We start from the raw sequence: 19214 nt of genomic DNA on the forward strand, positions 1-19214 counted from the left end.
TCGGCGGACGGCCGGGCCGGCGCCGCGGATAACCCCACTTTCGCCGCACCATATCGCGGTGCCAGCGTAAGAGCGTGGCCGCAGTGACCACGAACGCTTGCCATCGGATCCGGGGCAGCAGCCGGGACAGCACCGCCGGCAGCGCCCGGTCCGCCGGCGCCGGGCGCATTGGACCGCCCTGGCGGCGCAGGACGGCAAGCTGATGACCTAGGACGATGATCTCGACGTCCCTACCCGCGTCCGTGCGTAGCCGCAACAGCAGGAACTGGCCGACCCGGATGAGCGACAGGTAGAGCAACCAGACCAACACGGACCGCGAACCTGCCAGATGAAGAATCCTGATCATGCGAGAACACCGCAGATCACAACCCAAATCGGGGTTTTCGGGCCCCACACGATCTGGTAGGCCTGCACCCCACCACCGCCGCCAAATGGATCCACGAAACCGGCGGCGACTGGTCACGCTACGCGGCTGAGATCTCTCGCTCTCGTAATCACCAAACATGACGAATGCCTTCGCGATCACAGCCCCGCCGACAAAGCATTCACCAGGTTGGAACACTGCTCTCTACCAGTTAGTTGGCCGCGCAGACCAATCTCAAGGTCGTCCAGGCCATGCTCGGACACTCCAGCATCGTGCTGACCTGCGACACCTACACCTCAGTCCCGCCGGACACCGCCTTCGAGGCCGCCGAGAGCACTGCCCGACTCGTCCTCAACGCCGCCCGGAAGCTGCGAATGACTCACGTGTGACCCACACGTGACCCACAACATCAACTGGCCACTCTCCATGACAGGAGAACGGCCCAGTTCAGAGATGGTGCACCGCCAGAGACTCGAACCCCGGACCCGCTGATTAAGAGCGCCTGGAAGTCCCGTGCCGTACCCGTTCATCTACCGCGCGGAACGTTACCGCTCCGACATTTGAGGCGTAGGGAGGGTCGGCGATTCGTCGGTGAGACTCCAGATGCTGCGGACGCTGAGGAGCGGCAGGATAGCGAGAATCATCAACGCGCCGACGGCGAGAAGCATCGTGTGCAGTGAGAGCACGGAGACTGCTGGCCCGGCGATCACCGGGCCGAGCGGGAAGGCGATGAGCGCGCCGAACCAGGTATACGAGCTGACCCGCGATAACGAGCGCTCCGGCACTTGCCGCTGCATGGTGGAGTTGTAATGGCTCATGAAGACGATGACGCCGGTGCCGGCCAGTGCGGCGCTCACCGCGATGGCCGGCACAGGGAACCCGGCCGCGAAGGCGAGCGGCGCAAAGCCGATCATGACGGCCGCGCAGACCCCCGCGCGCAGGGGATGCCTCGGCTGTAGCCGCATGGCCAGCACGCCGCCCGCGACGGAGCCGACGCCGCCGACCGTTGACACCGTGGCCCATGCGGCGGCGCCTCCGAAGTAGCGCTGACTGGCTAGCGGCCCAAGGACGTTATAAGCCCCGATGAGTAGATTGACAAGCGAGAACGACAGGACCATGGGCCATAGCCAGTTCTGGGATCGGAACTCGCCCCAGCCTTCCCGAAGGTCCCTGAAGAAGTGTCGTCGGGCGGGCGGCGGCACCGCGTCGACCCGCATGGCTGCCAGCAGGATGGCACTCACGCCGAAGGTAGCGGCGTCGAGCAAGATCGCCCAGCCAGGACTGGCCATCACTACGAGAACGCCCGCCAGTGCCGGGCCGGCGATTCTCGACGCGGCCCCGCCTACCTGCTGGAGATGGTTCGCCCGCTGTAAGTTCTCAGGCCTTACGATCGACGGGACCAGCGCTGAGGAGGCGGGGAGGAACGCGGCACCCGCCATTCCCACCACGAAGGCGAGCAGGCCGATGATCCACACCGAGGGGCGGCCTGTCAGGAGAAGAGCTCCGAGGGCGGCTTGGGCGGCACCCCGCACGAGGTCAGAGCTCAACATCACGGCACGTCGCGACATCTGGTCCGCGATAACGCCGCCGGCGAGCAGGAAAACGACCTTAGCGACCGCCTGGGCCCCGAGTACGTAGCCGAGGTCAGCGGCTGAATGGGTTTGGTCTAGCAATGCGAATGCGAGGGCCACGGGCACAATCGCGTCACCTAGACCGGACACCGATTGGCTGATGAAGAGGAAGCGGAAATTGCGCTCTTTCAGCGGGCCCACTAGCATGCTTTACTCCAATGTTGGCAGGGCGTTCCGGTCCAATTTTCCGTTCGGCAACTGCGGAAAGCCCTCGACTAGCACGAATGCTGATGGCACGAGGTATGTCGGTACGATCGCCGCGGTATGAGCTCGCAGCTTTCCCGGGTCGGGCGGGGTCGCGCCGGCCGCGGTCACGTACGCGACCAGGCGATTGTCCCCGGGCCGGTCTTGCCTGACCGTCACCACCGCCCGGTCCACCAGCGGGTGGCGGGACAGCACTGATTCGATCTCGCCCAACTCAACGCGGAATCCCCGGATCTTCACCTGGGCATCGGCCCGGCCCGCGAACTCCAGGTTCCCGTCCTGGCGCCACCGGGCCAGATCGCCCGTCCGGTACATCCGCTGTCCCGGATCACCGAACGGGCAGGCCACGAACCGCTCCGCCGTCAGCCCCGGCAGTCCCAGGTACCCTCGTGCCAGTCCCGGTCCGGTGATGTAAAGCTCGCCCGTCACCCCGGCAGGCACCGGCCGCAAGCCCTCGTCCAGCACGTACGCCCGTGTATTCACCAGCGGCCGGCCGATCGGCGGAACGGAGTCCCCCGCGAGCGGGGCACTGGCCGTGACGATGACCGTCGTCTCGGTCGGGCCGTAGGCATTGACCATCCGCGTGTGCCCGGACCACCGTGCCGCCAGGTCCTGCGGGCAGGCCTCGCCGCCGACTGCCAAAGTCTTCAGGCCCAGATCCGGCTCGCCGTCGCTTTCGGCGAGAACCGCCGGAGGGACGAAAACGTGGGTGATGCGGTAGTCAGCGATCACTTGCCTGAGGGCGACCCCGGCGAACTGGTGCGGCGCGGGTATTACCAGGGTGGCCCCCCTGGGGAACGCCATGAGCATCTCCAGCACGAACGCGTCGAAGCTGGGGGAAGAGAACTGCAGCACGCGGCTGCGGGGCGTCACCGCGAAAACCTCGGCCTCCGCCAGGGCCAGGCTGGCCATGCCGGCGTGGGTGACCACGACGCCCTTAGGTGTCCCAGTCGACCCTGAGGTGTAGATGACGTACGCGGCATTCCCGGTCCGCAGCGGCGCTATCCGCTCGTCATCGGTCACCTGCACACCGGGCAGGGCCTCCATCTCCGAGGAGGTGTCGCCGCGGTCAAGCAGCACGTGGGGGATGCCGTCGGCAGGCAGTCGGCTGGCGGTCCCGCTGTCGCTCACCAGCAGCACCGGACCCGCGTCCGCCAGCATGAACGCTATCCGCGCCGCCGGGTAGTCCGGGTCCACCGGCAGGTAGGCCGCGCCGGCCTTCATCACCGCCAGGAGCGCCACCATCATCAACTCCCCGCGTGGCAGCGCTAGGGCCACGATCCGCTCCGGACCCGCGCCCCGGCTCACCAGATACCGCGCCAGCCTGTTCGCCCGCCGGTCCAGCTCCGCATAACTCAGCTCACGCTCGCCGCACACCAGCGCGACCGCGCCCGGACTGCGGCCCGCCTGCTCCTCCACAAACGACGGCAGCGTCCGTTCCTGCACCACAGCCCCGGTGTCGTTCCACTCGCCCAGGATCATCGCGCGCTCCGCCGCGGACAATACCTCCAGCTCACCCACCCGCACACCCGGATCAGCCGCAACCACCCCCAGCAACCGCACCAGACGCCCCGCAAGCTCCTCCACAAACCCCCTATCAATCACATCAGGCCAGAACTTGAGCTGGATCCGGCCCCGCTCGCTGGGGAACACCTGCAAGGTCAGGGGGAAGCTGATCCAGTCCGCCACCTCGACTCGCTCGAAACGGACCTGACCAATCCTGACATCGCTCGCAAGCCCGTCGGGTGCGTAACTGGCAATGCTGACAATGGAATCGAACAGCTCACGCCGCCGTACTGTTCCCGAAATCTCCGGCAGGCCGATGAAATCGAACTTCAACATCCGCAAATAGGAGCGCTGCACGCGACGCATAAGTTCCCGGAATGAATCATCCCAGGCCCATCGAACCCTCATCGGTATCGTATTAATGCAAAGCCCGATTACTTCATCCAGACCTGTCATGTCTCCGCTACGGCCGGCCACCACGCTGCCGAACACGACATCCTGGCTCGCTGTCAGGCGACCGACCAGCACTCCCCAGATAACGTGCATCAGCATGCCAAGCATCACTCCGTTGCGATGTGCGGTGGAAGTGATATCTGCCCAGAGGTCTTCGCCGAGCAGAACCTCAACCTCTCGCGCCGACTTCGCCGAACTCTTAAGAATACCGTAATCTCGGAATAGTCCCCCGGGTGACGAGCCCGCATGCGTGCTCACCACGGGCAGAAGCAGGCTCGGCGCCGCCAGATCAGCCAAAATCGCATGCCAGGCGTCGAGCGCCTTATCTCGATCCCTCGTACCCAGCCACTCCAGATAATCCCGAAAGGAAGACTCGGGCTCGCTAGGCCACATATCCTGATGCGTGGAGTACAGTTCGAAGAGTTCTTTGAACAGCAGCTCCTGCGACCACCCGTCAAGAATGATGTGATGGTAGCATATAATGAGCTGATACTCATCCGTCGACACCTTAGCAAGGGCGAATATCGCGGCTGGCGGAACGGCGAGATCGAACTCGATCATCTTGTAAAAATCGATGCAGTCCGAAAGTGCCAGCGTTTTCTGCTCGCTATTCAGTGCCGAGAAGTCGTGCTCCCGCCAGTCTAGTCGTGCCTCCCGCATCACGACCTGGACTGGCTTTTCCCTGCCTTCCGACAAGAATGCCGTCCTGAAGCAGGGGTGAATGATGATCAGTCGTTCAACGGCAAGCTTGAGCTTCTGCGCATCGAGCGGTCCTGACACGCGGAAGACAAACTGGATCACATAGGGATCCGGACCGCTGCTCTCGCGCATCCGGTGCAGCAGAAGAAATTGCTCTTGCAGCGCCGTCAGGGGAAGCGGGTTCATATCCTCCATGAATATCAGCCTAATCCGGCGCGCTTTAGCAACGCTCGGCGGTCTACTTTCCCGCTGGCAAGCAGCGGGAATTCGTCACAGGTGAGGATGATCGGCGGAATCATATATGACGGAAGCCGGCTGGACAAAAATTTCCGTATCGCGCTACCAGTCGCAGACTCATCTGAACGGATGATAAAGGCGACAAGATTCCGCTCACCAGCCGCACCATCGGTCACAGTTACGTAACTGCGCTTCACGTGATCGCATTGATCCAGCTCAAATGAGATCGCAGACAGCTCTATGCGGAACCCGTGCACTTTGACTTGGTCATCGCGCCGCCCGTCGAACACGAGGTCACCGTCAACCGTCAGATGGCCGAAATCACCGGTCATATACACGTCCTCGAGGCCGCCATCGACCGACAACTCCCGGAACTTGTCACTCCTGGCTGCCTCTCCGACATAACCCGCTGCGACACCCGCTCCGCCTAGGACGATCTCACCGGTCTCTCCCGGTCCGCATAGTTTCCCGTCCCGCAGCAGGTACAGCGTGGTGTTCTGAATCGGCCGCCCGATCGGGATTACGGAAAGATCAGCCGTCACATCACTGACCGGGTAATAGGTTGCGAAGGTCGTACATTCGGTGGGCCCGTAAATATTCACGAACCTGCCATCACCATTTGCCGCTAGCGCCTTTCTCACGTGTTTGACGGAGGCCTCCTCTCCGCCAAAAAGTATTGTCTCGATGCCGCGCAGGATCTCTGGCGCTTCGTCGACGATCGCATTGAAGAGCGCGGTTGTTATCCAAGCGCAGGTGATACCAGCTGCCCGTACGACCTCAGCGAGATCAGAGAAACTGATGTGCCGTTTGCCGTACACCACGCACGTCCCACCGTTCAGCAGCGGGCCCCAGATCTCGAATGTGGCAGCGTCGAAGGTCGGCGACGATATGTGCAGCACGACTGACGAGGGCCCGAGGTCGGCGTATCGCGCGTTAGTGATCAGCCGCACGACGCCAGCGTTTCTGATCTTCACGCCTTTTGGAACGCCCGTGCTCCCCGACGTGAAGTTGATGTATGCGAGACCGTCGGCCGACACATCCACATCAGGATTTTCCTCGACGAGCCGCCTATGATCGGAGATCCGAACCATCGTGTAGTCGGTGGGCGCAAGACTTGCGTATTCGGCGCCGATCACCATGCATTTGATCTGACTGTCGGCGGCTACCCGCTGCCGGAGTTCCGCGGGCCAGACTGGGTCGAAGGGAACATAGACCGCGCCGCACTTGGCGGTCGCCACAAGCGCGATGATCAAGTCGATCGATCGATCGATGCAGGTGCCAACCATGGCGCCGGGGCCGATCCCAATGTCGATCAGATGTTCCGCGAGACCATTAGCTAGCAGGTTGAGGTGCCTGTAGGTCAGGCTGTCACCGCCGCACACCACCGCCACGGCATCCGCTCGCCGGGCGGCCTGGGCTTCAAAGAGCTGCTTTATGCCGACTTGGGGGTAGGCGGCCTGTGTGAGGTTAATCTGCCGGTACAGGATGACCGTCTCTTCCGTGCTGTTGTGGATTAGCACGAATCTCCCCCCCGAAGCTTGGTGCCGAAGCTCATTACGCGTTTCTCGCGGCTGGTGCTGTCGCTTTTCTTGCGTGAGAACGACTTCCCGATGATGGCTTATCGAGCCAGCGGAGCCGCTATGCCGCGAAGAGTGCCGGCTCCCAGGATCTCCTCTGGCTCCAGAGCCAAGTGAATGACGTATCTAGCTATCGCGAGGTGCGTCCCAGATCTGGCCCTCGTCTCTAGCCGCTCGCCGCTTGCGCAGTGGCTGAGCGGCAGAGCAATGCTACCCTTTCGCCCCGCACTTTCGAAGACCCGATCGCGAGGACGCCGCGAAATTTGGACCGTGGTCCCATCCTGGTTAGGTCCCGTCTTCCCAGCTCAAGCCGCATAGCGGGCTGGAGAAGATATTTGTGTGAAAAGGTTGCGGTCCAGGTCGTCGCGTCAGGTCACGCCCTGCTAACACTGCGCGAACACGTCATCGCACCCTTCCTGGACTGCTATCCGGCTGGGCTTGCCCACTCCCGGACCCCGTCCAGGTGCTCGCGGGCTTATCGCAAAGGGCTAAAATGTGATATCGCTGATGCTCAATTTGATGAGACCGGACGCCTTGTCGATCGCTTCGCCAATGCAGCGTGGGGTGCGTCATCGCACAGAGAGGACTGCCGGGTGGATCGCGAAGAGGAACTCAGGATTCTCAATCGGGCTCTGAAACGCTCCGGAGCGGTCATGGCGGCTATCGCCGCGCAGCTGCGGGAGGGCGGGGCGCAGTGACCGTCGACTCCTCGCAGGTGTACTTCAGCGCCGAGCATGAGGCGTTCCGGCGATCCGTGCGTGCGTTCCTGGATGAGCAGATTGCCCCGCATGCCGCGGACTGGGACCGGAACCGGGAGGTGCCGCGCTGGGCCTGGCTTGCATTTGCGGCTGACGGGCTGCTCGGCCTTAATCATCCGCGCAGCGCTGGCGGGGCCGAGAAAGACTTCTTCCACTCAGTCGTCTTCCTCGAGGAGCTCGGCCGCACCGGCTTCGGCGGGGTGCGCTTCGCGGTCGCGCTGCATTCGTACATGGCCACCAGCTACCTGGCCAGCGGCGGGTCTTCCGATCTGCGTCGACGTTATCTGGCCCCGGCCGTGGCAGGGAAGAAGATCGCCGCGCTGGCGATCACCGAACCGCAGGCCGGCTCCGACCTGACCGGCCTCGCCGCGACCGCCCGCGAGGAGGGTGGCCTGCTGATCGTCGACGGGGAGAAGCGCTTCATCGTCAACGGGGGTTTCGCGGACTTCTTCGTGACAGCGGTGCGCACCGATGGCCCGCCGGGATCGACCGGTCACAGCAATCTGTCGTTGTGCGTCATCGACCGCGCCAGCGACGGTGTCCGCATCGTACCGAACGACTGCGTCTCCTGGCGCGCCTGTGCCATGGCCGACCTCAGCTTCGGCGGCGTTCGCGTGCCGGAGGCGAACGTGATCGGCCGTCGTAACAGCGGCTTCACCCAGATCATGAAGAACATGCAGCTGGAACGCCTCGCCGCGTCGATCACGGCGATCGGCGACGCTGCCCATTGCCTCGACCTGACCTGGCGCTTCCTCAGCCGGCGGGAGATGTTCTCCACGACGCTTGCCGCCAAGCAGGTCGTCCGTCACCAGATGGCCGAGTTGCTCACCGAATTGGAGGCGGCACGTCAGCTCGTATATCACGCTGCCTGGAGATATGCGCGCGACCCCCTGTCGATCACCGAGTGCTCGATGGCGAAGCTCAAGGCGACCGAGCTTGCCAGGATCGTGGCCGAGGAATGCCAGCATCTGCACGGAGCAGAGGGGTTCCGTGAAGGCTCGCACATCGTGCGTATCGTGCAGGACGCCCAGGCTGCCACGGTCGCTGGCGGAGCCAGCGAGGTCATGCGAGATATCATCGCGCGCAGCGGATATGAGGAGCGTTAGCGTTCCCCGCCCGGTACCAGTCAGGCGACTGGTACCGGTCAACGCTAACCCTGCTGTCTGTATCGGTCAGTCGAGGCCTCGACCGCCTTCACGAGGCTGCCCAGCCGCGCGTCCTCGTAGAGGGTCTCGGGCAAGAGCGCGTCTTCGCCGAAGTGCTTCTCGACCCGGGCCAGGAACTTAATGGCGGTGAGCGAATTGCCGCCGAGCTCGAAGAAGTCGTCGTCGTCGGTCACCTCGGTGACCTGGAAAAGGCCGCGCCAGATCTCGGCGATCGACTCCCCGATAGGGTTCAGCGTCCGGTCGTCGTCGGAACTCATCTCGTTTCCCCAATCTCAGGAAGGCTTCGCTGTGGACGCGATGAGGGCGTTGCGGTCGACCTTGCCGGTCTCGGTCAGGGGCAGTGCCGCGCATAGTTGAATGCGCTCTGGCAGCATGTACTCGGGCAACCGGGCCCGCAGGTGGTCGCGTAGCGAGTCGGACGTGCAGGGAGCGTCGGCAACGACGAACGCTAGGATGGCGTCGCCCTCGGGCCGGGGATCCACCGTGACGAAACTCTGCCTGACCGCGTGGTGGTGCTCGAGGTGATGGGCGATCTCGCCCAGCTCGATGCGGAAGCCACGGACCTTGACCTGGTCATCTTCCCGGCCCTGGAAGACGATATTGCCATCGGGTAGCGGCAGGCCATAGTCGCCGGTCCGGTAGAGCCTCTCGGCGGCACCATCGATTACGCGCTCGACGAAGCGCTCGTCGGTCAGTTCCGGCATGCCCAGGTAGCCGGGGGCCAGGCCGTCTCCGGCAAGGCAGATTTCTCCCGGGTGTCCTGGAGCGCACAAGGCATCGCCATCGATGACGTACAGTCGCGTGTTCTGGATGGGACGGCCGATGGGGATCGCGGTCGCGTCCGGCGCCAGCTCATCGACCGGACAGTACGTCGCGAATGTGGTCGATTCCGTGGGGCCGTAGACGTGTACCAGCCTCCCCGGCCCGAGGATCCGGACCGCTTCGACCATGTGCCTGATCGAGGGGTTCTCGCCGCCGGTCAGGATGGTTCTCAGGCTGGCGAGGGCATCGGGTACTTCGTCGATCACCGCATTGAACAACCCGGTCGTGAGGAACAACTCGGTGACGCGATGCGTCCGCAACACCCACCCCAACTGCGATAGGCGGACCAGCCCGGCAGGGTGCAGAACGCAGACTCCACCGTGAAGCAGCGCACCCCAGATCTCGAAAGTCGCGGCGTCAAAGGTGACCGGCGCGAGCTGAAGCAGCCGAGACGACTCGTCGAGTCTGGCGTAGCTCGCCTTGAAGACCAGACGTCCGATGCTGCGGTGCCGGATCGTCACGCCCTTCGGCCTTCCGGTCGACCCCGATGTGAAGTTGACATAGGCGATGGCGTCGGCCGCTACCTCGATCGCCGGGCCGACCTCACTTTCAGGCAGGTCAGCCTCGCTCACTGGCACGACGCGCTGTTGCTTGAGCCGGCTCCGTAACGCGGGGGCCCTATCGGTGAGCACCCAGCGGCAGTCGGCGTCGGTGAACAGGATCCGCAGCCGCTCGTCCGGCCATCCCGCGTCAAAAGGAAGGTATGAACCGCCGCACTTCAGGATCGCAAGCAGGGCGACGATCAGCTCGGGGGAGCGGGCGAGGCACACTCCGACCGTGAACCCTGGCTGCACGCCCCGGGCAACCAGGTCCATAGCGAGCCCGTTGGCCAGCCTTTCAAGCTGGTGGTAGGTCAGCGTCCGGTCGCCTTGCACGACTGCTGGGGCGGCGGGCCGGCGCCGCGCGGATGCCGCGAAGAGCGCCGGCACGCTGCTGTCTCGCGGATAATCGACCGGTGCGCCGTTGAGCAGGCGGTGGACGGCGATAGCCGCTTCGGAAGCAATCAGCTCACGCATAGTGGCATGGACACCTCCATACACCATCCTTGGCAGCTTCGCTCCCGGCACGGCGATTCGATCCGCTCACCGGGGCGCGACGAATGGAGTGCCGTTAGCCGTCTGTTGGACGAAGCGGTTGTGGTGGTATTCGTCACGGCCGGCGACGAGGACGCAGCCGAACTTTTCCAGGCTCGCCTCGCCGCCGAACTCCCGGAGCGAGTCGGAATACGGATAGACTCTCACCTGTGTCGGCAGGTAGCGGGCGGCAAAGCCGAGGCGCATTTCGTCGCTCAGCCCTTGATGCTCGTGCGAGGCATGCATCAATGTTGACCAGAATATAATGAACTGGCCTTGGCGCATGACCATCGACTGCGCCTGGGATTCGTCCGGGCTCCAGTCTGGATCGATCTGCAGCTGACGGTAGTCGTACCCGAAGAATCCTCGCCTCACCCCGTTCTTCTCCACATTGTTGATCTGGTTCTCGTTGTAGTCCATGACCTTGGACTCGTCATAGTTCATGCTCTTGTGCGAGCCGGGAATGAACTGAAGGCAGCCATTTTCTATGGTGGCCTCAGTGAACGCCGTCCACACGGTGATGGTGCCGCCGAACTCGGAGTCCTCCGGCCATACAATCTGCGGGTGCTTTGATCCGGCAACGTTGGAGAAGTTGTCCGCCTGATGCCAGTCGGTGCCCTCGTCGCCAGGGTATTTCGGGAAGAATTCGGTACGCCAGCACAGCACGTTCGGCCCCAGGAGGCTGACGAGCCTGCCCACTATCTCCGGGCGCGTGATGTGCTGAGCCAGGAAGTCGACATCCAGGTGACGGTCATAGTTGGCCAGGTTGGTCACGCCCGAGAGCGCCTTGTCCTGCCGGTAGACCGCCTTCTTCGTGTTGAGCAGCTTAGGCCTCAGGGCGCGCAGATTCTGCTCCATCTCCGCGGGCTCGTAGAGATCGAACGGGCCGATGTGCCCTTGCCGATGGAACTGCTCGATCTCGCTGTCGCTCAGCGAGAAATGAGTGTTAATGATGTTCGCCTGATTGTTCATGCATCACCCATCATCGAATGTCACCATCCGCGGCGTTCAGGACAATTCCAGTTATGCCTCGTAGTGAGTCAGCCCCGTCCCCGTTAATTAGAATGCGGTCCTGCGCAAGTGCAGGACGGCCTCAACTTATTATACTCAAGAAGAACTAAACGAAATTGCTGCGAGTTCGAATGGGCGGCCTCGCCGACCCTCGGGTTATCTCGCTAACGTCCCATAGTAGCCAATAGTGTGCACGAGCACAAGAGGCGGCTCGCCTGCCTGGCGCGATTCCTGTCAATTTGCCTGCACGAAGAAATGGCCGCCGTGGATCGCGACAAATTCGCATTTTCGTGAGGTAAAGCCCGGCCGGCCCGTCATGCCCTGCCCGTTCGCTTGTTCCTAGTGCTCGGCGGCGCTGGGCATTGCATGCGCCGTGACCAGCGTCGCGACGGTGCTTGACCGAATCGGTCGCCCGAGCCGCTCATAGATAGCCTCATTCTCGCGCTCAAGGGCCTGACGCTGAGCCGGCGCGAGCATGGGGTAATACGACATCGTGCGGAGGATCGCATTCAGTTCGTCGGCAGTATGCTCGACGATCAGCGGTATCATCGACACCTGAACATCATCGAACAGTTCCTTGGCATAGTCCTGTGCCACGTCGTGGTTGCCAAGCCATGCCCACAGAGCCGAGACGTTACCCCGGCGCTGTTCCGCCCCGGCAATCGTGGCGTCAAGGTCTCTGTAGGAGGGGACGGTGGCGGCGACCTCTGGCGCGACCCGCGAAAGGGCAGCCAGCATCGTCTCCTGATCGTCCTTGGTGCGCTGCTCCTCCACTTCGAAGTACGACAAGAGCGCAAGCGTGCCACCGGGCACCAGCACGTCGGCGATCTTGCGCCAGCTGACCTCGGGATCCACCCAGTGCAGCGCGGATGCCGAGAAGACGGCCGCGAAATGCCGGTGAATGGGTGGCACATCCTCAAATCTGGCATTGATGAACTCGATGGCTCCGGCGCCCCCAAGCTTCCTCGTGGCCAGGGCCAAGAGGCTCTTACCAGGTTCGACCGCCGTGACATGCAGGCCGCGGGCAAGGAGGCTGCGCGTGAGCTGCCCGGTCCCGCACCCGATCTCAAGGACGTGATCACGGCGGCCAAGACCCTGACAAGCCTGATCGACGAGCTTGTCGGGATACGCCGGACGCGTGCTGTCGTACTCGCCCGCGATGTCGTCGAAGAACTTGCCGTAGTCGCGGGCGATAGGTGCCGGTTGCTGTGTCACTCATCGTCCCTTCGCCGTGTGGACGGCTTTCAGCCTGGTGCCAGGATTTTGACGCCTTCCGCCTTCATCGCGGAGCGGCAGGTCCAGAACTCTGCGCGAACCAGGCAACGTTGCAGCCATCGTTGCTGGCCGTCGAATATGGCCTTGAATGCCGGACGAGCGTGCGCTGCTCTGCGATTATCAATGATCAGGATATCGCCTTCGCTCAACAGGACTGGCGTACCGGCGGATGCAATAGATGCAAACAGCTCGGTGAGGGCCGCCTTGCCAGTCTCGTCTTTGGATTCAAGTAGGCCTTCAAGGTCAAGCCGGAGGCCGGCTTCGCCTGCCTTTACGTCAATTACGTGCGTATCCGTCGACAGGAATGAAGGTTCCCCGAAGGAGGCCGGCGACCTGACGGAGAATATCGGCCGCATGAGAGCCGAGGCCGCCCACGAGGAAATCCTGTCCAGTAGCTCGTGCACATCCAGCACCAGGGTAGGGATCTGCACCGGACCTTCGCGTCGGCACGCCAGCAGCAGGAAGTCTGGGCGCGTCTCCGCAAATGAGCTCTCCGTATGAAAGCCAAGTGCGGTATCCGAGCCTTCGCTCGACTGGACTCCCTGCCGCCCGGGCATTGCGACAACCTGCTGTATAGCTGCGCCCTTGTGCTCACGAGAATAGCCATACGGTATCCCGAGATGGTAGGCAAGGCCGAGTAGGCATGCCTCACCTGAATACTGATCATCGGGAGCTGGGATAGTAGGTAAAGGGTCGAGCGTTCCGGGCGTGGGTCCCGCTGCCGGCTGGATAGGAGAACCCGTGATATGAAGTGCAGCCGGCCCGTGACCCGCTCGCATCTTTGCCAGCGCATCAATCAGGTTGCTGTCGAACCAGGCGCATCCATGATTCACTGCAAATTGTCGCGCTTTGGCAGGCTCCAGGTAGGGTGAGGGAGCATTCTGGAAGATGTCGGCCGACACTCGGCTGACAGATAAATTGCCTACCACCGTCGCACTCATCATGCCCCCTTCTTCTGCTCTCGATTAGACTCGCGGCTGGCAACGCGGGATCGATGACCTGATGGGGCTCGTCGGCGGTTGTGACAACCCTGGTTCGCCGCAGCGCTTCGTGCCTGGACGCCACCTCGGTGAACGCCCGGCAGTCTGTGGGGCGAGGACCAAGTTAGAGGGCGGATCGCCGGGAGCCGGCTGGGCGAGAACACCAGAGGCGCTGTTGCGCGAACGACGGCGGCAGCCCTTCGGGAGGTCGCCTGACGTGACTTCGACAAATCCTGGCATCATTACGGCACCCCGTGTGCGTAAGGTCGTCAAGGGTTCGCGATCGCAGGAGACCAGAAGTCGCACCCCGTCCTAGTCGCCACACGGCATAGTAGCCCAATCTGGTGCATCAACCCTGAATGTGCTCGATCCGGTCGCCGGGCAGCGCCCTGGCGGAGCGGACCCTGTGAGGATTCATCTTCGGCCGGCTGGCGGTGATGTGGAGGGTGGCCTCGTACCGGACGATCGCGCATTCCGCGGCATGGCGCTGCTTGTAGACCTCCGAATCGAAGGCCGGCGGCAGGCCGGCCTTGGCGCGGCGGCGGGCGTCCTGGCCGGCTTCCACAGCGCCGGAGCATCGATCGCCATGGCCGAGCTCACCTGCGGCGACTATGCCCGGGGCTGCCCGGACGAGGACAGAAAACCGATGGTCATGGGAACGGCAGAAGAGCCGGATCTGGGCAGGATGCGGATCATTCTTGATTTCCTGGCTATCGAAGGCTACTGTCGCTTGTGGGGTGCATAGTAAACGCGGTCATACATTGTGAACACCTCCAGTGACAGGCTGGATACATTCTCGCCTCACTGCCCGGATCATTAAGCCAGTATCCTGTCTTTGGAGATCTGCTCTTGATTGCCGGTAATAGAGCGCGTCCTGAGCGTGTGCCTTTGTCGTTTGCGCAGCGGCGGTTGTGGTTTCTGGCTCAGTTGGAGGGGTCGGGGCTGTATAACGTGCCGCTGGTGCTGCGTCTGGAGGGGGAACTGGACCGGCAGGCGCTTGAGAGTGCGCTGGGTGACGTGGTCGGTCGGCATGAGAGCCTGCGGACGGTGTTTCCGTCGGTGGATGGCGAGCCGTTCCAGCAGGTGCTCTCGGCCGGTGACGCGCCGGTGCGGGTGACCTGGCATGCCGTCGGCGGGGCTGAGGTGGCCGGCCTGGTCTCGCGGGCCTGTGGGTATGAGTTCAGCCTGGCGGATGAGATCCCGGTGCACGCCGAGGTGGTGTCGACCGGGCCGGGTGAGCATGTGCTGGTCCTGGTCATGCATCACATCGCCTGTGACGGGCTGTCGTTGTCGCCGTTGGGGCGGGATCTCGCGGCCGCTTATAGTGCGCGGCTTGCCGGGTCGGCGCCGGGGTGGGCCGAGCTGCCGGTGCAGTACGCCGATTTCGCGTTGTGGCAGCAGGCGATGCTGGGCCGGGAGGATGATCCCGGCAGTGTGATGGCTCATCGGGTGGCTTTCTGGCGGCGGACGCTGGAGGCGTTACCGGAGGAGATAGCGCTGCCGGTGGACCGGCCGCGGCCGGCCGCGGCCACGCACCGCGGCGCGATTACCGAGTTCTGGGTCGATGCCGTCGTGCATGCGCAGTTGGCGGCGCTGGCGCGGCAGGCGGGCGCGTCGATGTTCATGGTGGTTCAGGCCGCGCTGGCCTCGCTGCTCACTCTGCGTGGCGCGGGGACGGACATCCCGCTGGGGGTGCCGGCGGCTGGACGCGCCGATGACGATCTCAATGACCTGGTCGGCTTCTTCGTCAACACTCTGGTCCTGCGTGTTGACACGTCTGGTACGCCCGGCTTTCGTGAGCTGCTGGCCCGGGTCCGTGACGCCGATCTGGCCGCGTACCAGAATCAGGATCTGCCTTTCGATCAGCTGGTGCAGATTCTCAATCCCGCTCGGTCCGCGGGCCGCTATCCGCTGTTCCAGGTGATGTTGTCTCTGGACAACGGGACCGAGGCCCGGTTCGAGATGCCCGGTCTGCGGGTTGTCCAAGAGAGGTATCTCGATTTGGGGAAACTGCCTGGGTTCTCGGTCACGGCCAGGCACGACCTCACCTTCACGATCCGCGAGCAGTTCTCTGCGGACGGGGCCAGGGCCGGCATCGAGGGCACCCTGGGCTACGCCACCGACCTGTTCGACCAGGACACCGCGCATCAACTCACTCAGGGCCTGACCCGCATCCTCCACGCGGCAGCCGCCAACCCCGACATACCCATCACCCACATCGAACTCCTAGACCCGGACAAACCGCACACCGTATCTCAGCGCCGAGACGACACAGCGGCTCCAGCGCTGCCCGTCATCAGCGTTTTCGAGGGCTACGCGTCGACGACTCCAGAAGCTGTCGCGCTCCGTCACGGCGATCGGCAGCTCACTTACCGCGAGTTGAACGCCAGGGCGGACCGGCTGGCAGCGGAACTGACTGCCCGTGGCGTCCGTGCCGAGGACCGTGTCGCCGTGATGCTCCCGGTCTCTCTGGATTCGATAGCGGCTCTGCTGGCGATCTTCAAGGCCGGCGGTGTTTACCTGCCGGTCGACATTGATGCGCCGCCCGTCCGGGTCGAGCGCCTGCTCGCCGGCGCGGCTCCTGTCCTGGTCATGACGATTGCCGGATCGGTGCCGCCAGGGTGCGCGGTTGAGCAGTTCCTGCTTGACGCCTGGGACGCCGACGGCGGTCAGTCCGCCAGTGCCGCTGATCACCGGGTGACCGTTCCCCCCGCTCCCCATGACGCTGCGTACGTCATCTACACATCGGGGTCGACAGGCGCTCCCAAGGGCGTGATCATCGAGCATGGGGGCCTGGCGAATCTGCTCCTCCATGACCAGGCGATATATGCCGAGCATGTCTCTCGTACCGGGCTGCCGCAGGCGCGAATCGCCACGACACATCGCTTGACCTTCGATGCCTGCTGGGGCGCCCTGCTCGCTCTGTTCACCGGTCATGAGCTGCATTTGCTCGATCCGGAAATGCGGACAGATCCGGCTGCTCTCGTCGAGTACGTTCGGACGCACGGGGTGGACTTCTTGACGGCCACTCCAGCGTATTTCGCCGAACTCATCCGGTACGGCCTTCTCGACGGAGGGCCGGGCTCTGCTGTCCCCTCCGTGCGCACAATGATCGTAGGCGGGGATGCGATCCCAGGTGATATGTGGGAGCTGATCCGGGGAACGCCGGGAGTCTCCGGGATCAATCATTACGGTCCTACGGAGAATACCAACACCTCGCTTTTCGCCCGATTCGGTTCGACCGAAGTGCCCGTTGTGGGGCATCCCGTGCGTAATGTTCGCCCCTACCTTCTTGACGATGCGCTGCGGCCGGTGCCTCCGGGAGTGGTCGGGGAACTCTATGTGGCTGGAGTGCAGCTGGCGCGTGGATACCTGGGCCAGCCTGGGCTTACGGCTCAGCGTTTCGTACCGTGCCCGTTCGAGGGCTCCGGCTCTCGGATGTACCGGACGGGTGACCTGATGCGCTGGCGCGGGGACGGGAGCCTGGAATTCCTGGGCCGGGCAGATGACCAGGTGAAAATACGCGGTTTCCGTATCGAGCTCGCGGAGGTCGAAGCTGCCCTGAGGACCTGTCCTGGTGTCGTACGAGCCGTGGCCGCAGCGCGAGAAGACAGTTCGGGCAACCAGCGGCTGTTCGGCTATGTCATCGCGGATGCTGACGTGGAGCCCAGGGCGACCCGCGAGTTTCTCAAATCGATCCTCCCCGAGTACATGGTGCCTTCAGCGATCGTGCTGGTGGACTCGATTCCGCTGACGCGCCAGGGGAAGATCGACCGTCGGCGGCTGCCGGCTCCCGATCTGGTTACCGCTTCTGGCCGGATGCCGCGCACGGCGCAGGAGCAGGTTCTGTGCAGCTTGTACGCCGACGTGCTCGGCGTGGACCAGGTAAGCATTGATGATGACTTCTTCCAGCTCGGAGGACACTCACTGCTAGCCGCACAACTGCTGCACCGGATCTGGTCGGTGCTTGGGGCTGACGTGCGCCTTCGCACGCTGTTCGCGGCTCCCACGGTTGCGACCCTGGCCCGGCGGCTCCGGTCGGCAGAGGAAATCTCACCCGTACCGCTACGACGAGCCGTGCGTCCTGAGCGTGTGCCTTTGTCGTTTACGCAGCGGCGGCTGTGGTTTCTGGCTCAGATGGAAGGGCCGGGCCTGTATAACGTGCCGCTGGTGCTGCGTCTGGAGGGGGACCTGGACCGGCAGGCACTTGAGAGTGCGCTGGGTGATGTGGTCGGCCGGCATGAGAGCTTGCGGACGGTGTTCCCGGCGGTGGACGGCGAGCCGTTCCAGCAGGTGCTCTCGGCCGGCGACGCGCCGGTGAGCGTGACCTGGCAGACCGCCAGCGCGGCTGAGGCCGCCGGCCTGGTCTCGCTGGCCTGCGGGTATGAGTTCAGCCTGGCGGATGAGATCCCGGTGCACGCCGAGGTGGTGTCGACCGGGCCGCGAGAGCACGTGCTGGTCCTGGTCATGCATCACATCGCCTGTGACGGGCTGTCCCTGTCGCCGTTGGCGCGGGACCTCGCCGCCGCCTACAGCGCGCGGCTTGCCGGGTCGGCGCCGGGATGGCCCGAACTGCCGGTCCAGTACGCCGATTTCGCGCTGTGGCAGCAGACCATGCTGGGCCGCGAGGATGACCCCGGCAGCATGATGGCTCACCAGGTGGCTTTCTGGCGGCGGACGCTGGAGGCGATACCCGAGGAAATAGCGTTGCCGGCGGACCGGCCGCGGCCGGCCGCGGCCACCCACCGCGGCGCGATTACCGAGTTCCGGGTCGACGCCGCCGTGCACGCGCAGCTGGCGGCCCTGGCCCGGCAGGCAGGCGCGTCGATGTTCATGGTGGTCCAGGCCGCGCTCACCTCGCTGCTCACCCTGCTCGGCGCGGGAACCGACATCCCGCTGGGGGTACCCGCGGCCGGACGCGCCGACGACGATCTCAACGACCTGGTCGGCTTCTTCGTCAACACCCTGGTCCTGCGCGTTGACACATCCGGTACGCCCGGCTTCCGCGAGCTGCTGGCCCGGGTCCGCGACACCGACCTCGCCGCGTACCAGAACCAGGACCTGCCCTTCGACCAGCTGGTGCAGATCCTCAACCCCGCCCGGTCCGTGGCCCGCTACCCGCTGTTCCAGGTGATGCTGTCCCTCGAGAACGGCACCGAAGCCCGGTTCGAGATGCCCGGCCTGCGCGTTGTCCCGCAAAGATTCCTCGACCTGGGCAAACTGCCCGGCTTCTCGGTCACCGCCAGGCACGACCTCACCTTCACGGTCCGCGAGCAGTTCTCCGCCGACGGCGCCCGGGCCGGCATCGAGGGCACCCTCGGCTACGCTACCGACCTGTTCGACCGGGACACCGCACAACAACTCACCCAGGGCCTCACCCGCATCCTCCACGCAGCAGCCACCAACCCCGACATACCCATCACCCACATCGAACTCCTAGACCCCGATGACTAGAAGA

The 19214-nt window shown here is 64.0% G+C and carries 14 protein-coding genes and 1 pseudogene; 4 read left to right on the top strand and 11 right to left on the bottom strand.

All coding sequences use genetic code 11. The annotated features are described in order from the left end of the window. The coding region (locus ACFP1K_RS35530) for a hypothetical protein (protein ID WP_380761808.1) at positions 1-346 on the bottom strand (346 nt) is incomplete at its 3' end. Positions 347-579: 233 nt separating this feature from the next. On the opposite strand from ACFP1K_RS35530, the gene ACFP1K_RS35535 reads away from it, so the two are divergent. Then, on the top strand, positions 580-753 hold the full coding sequence (locus ACFP1K_RS35535) for a hypothetical protein (protein WP_380761810.1): 174 nt from the start codon (positions 580-582) through the stop codon (positions 751-753). A 156-nt stretch (positions 754-909) separates the two neighbouring features. Here ACFP1K_RS35535 and ACFP1K_RS35540 read toward each other — a convergent pair whose 3' ends face one another. The 4 genes and pseudogenes from ACFP1K_RS35540 to ACFP1K_RS35555 form a co-directional block, all read right to left on the bottom strand. Further along, positions 910-2142, bottom strand: coding sequence for an MFS transporter (locus ACFP1K_RS35540; RefSeq protein WP_380761812.1), 1233 nt, complete (start codon positions 2140-2142; stop codon positions 910-912). Between the two features lie 3 nt (positions 2143-2145). Next, positions 2146-3681 (bottom strand): non-ribosomal peptide synthetase, encoded by a 1536-nt coding sequence (locus ACFP1K_RS35545; protein WP_380761850.1) that lies wholly within the window; start codon positions 3679-3681, stop codon positions 2146-2148. Between the two features lie 3 nt (positions 3682-3684). After that, a pseudogene (locus ACFP1K_RS35550) lies at positions 3685-5052 on the bottom strand (condensation domain-containing protein); the annotation flags it as partial. A 5-nt stretch (positions 5053-5057) separates the two neighbouring features. Further along, entirely contained in the window at positions 5058-6614 is a 1557-nt protein-coding gene (locus tag ACFP1K_RS35555) for an amino acid adenylation domain-containing protein (RefSeq protein ID WP_380761814.1), read from the bottom strand. Positions 6615-7365: 751 nt separating this feature from the next. Between ACFP1K_RS35555 and ACFP1K_RS35560 the strand changes: the two genes are divergently transcribed. Further along, on the top strand, positions 7366-8535 hold the full coding sequence (locus ACFP1K_RS35560; protein WP_380761816.1) for an acyl-CoA dehydrogenase family protein: 1170 nt from the start codon (positions 7366-7368) through the stop codon (positions 8533-8535). Between the two features lie 44 nt (positions 8536-8579). On the opposite strand, the gene ACFP1K_RS35565 is transcribed toward ACFP1K_RS35560, so the two are convergent. From ACFP1K_RS35565 to ACFP1K_RS35590, 6 genes are all read right to left on the bottom strand, one after another. After that, positions 8580-8852, bottom strand: coding sequence for a phosphopantetheine-binding protein (locus tag ACFP1K_RS35565; protein WP_380761819.1), 273 nt, complete (start codon positions 8850-8852; stop codon positions 8580-8582). A 15-nt stretch (positions 8853-8867) separates the two neighbouring features. After that, the gene (locus ACFP1K_RS35570) at positions 8868-10433 is read right to left on the bottom strand and encodes an amino acid adenylation domain-containing protein (RefSeq protein ID WP_380761821.1); all 1566 of its coding nucleotides are present in this window, start codon (positions 10431-10433) and stop codon (positions 8868-8870) included. 66 nt (positions 10434-10499) lie between these two features. Further along, positions 10500-11462, bottom strand: coding sequence for a chlorinating enzyme (locus tag ACFP1K_RS35575; RefSeq protein ID WP_380761823.1), 963 nt, complete (start codon positions 11460-11462; stop codon positions 10500-10502). Positions 11463-11840: 378 nt separating this feature from the next. After that, positions 11841-12716, bottom strand: coding sequence for a class I SAM-dependent methyltransferase (locus tag ACFP1K_RS35580; protein ID WP_380761825.1), 876 nt, complete (start codon positions 12714-12716; stop codon positions 11841-11843). A gap of 29 nt (positions 12717-12745) precedes the next feature. After that, positions 12746-13720 carry a TauD/TfdA family dioxygenase gene (locus tag ACFP1K_RS35585; protein WP_380761827.1) on the bottom strand — a complete coding sequence of 325 codons (975 nt, stop codon included), beginning with the start codon at positions 13718-13720 and terminating at the stop codon, positions 12746-12748. Between the two features lie 385 nt (positions 13721-14105). Continuing rightward, positions 14106-14321, bottom strand: coding sequence for a hypothetical protein (locus ACFP1K_RS35590; protein ID WP_380761829.1), 216 nt, complete (start codon positions 14319-14321; stop codon positions 14106-14108). A 21-nt stretch (positions 14322-14342) separates the two neighbouring features. Between ACFP1K_RS35590 and ACFP1K_RS35595 the strand changes: the two genes are divergently transcribed. Both ACFP1K_RS35595 and ACFP1K_RS35600 read left to right on the top strand, forming a co-directional pair. Then, positions 14343-14501: a hypothetical protein gene (locus tag ACFP1K_RS35595; RefSeq protein WP_380761831.1), complete on the top strand. Its 159-nt coding sequence runs from the start codon at positions 14343-14345 to the stop codon at positions 14499-14501. Positions 14502-14638: 137 nt separating this feature from the next. After that, positions 14639-19210 (top strand): amino acid adenylation domain-containing protein, encoded by a 4572-nt coding sequence (locus tag ACFP1K_RS35600; protein WP_380761833.1) that lies wholly within the window; start codon positions 14639-14641, stop codon positions 19208-19210. The last annotated feature ends 4 nt before the right edge of the window (positions 19211-19214 follow it).

It is taken from the genome of Sphaerisporangium aureirubrum (assembly GCF_042658925.1).
GTDB lineage: Bacteria > Actinomycetota > Actinomycetes > Streptosporangiales > Streptosporangiaceae > Sphaerisporangium > Sphaerisporangium aureirubrum.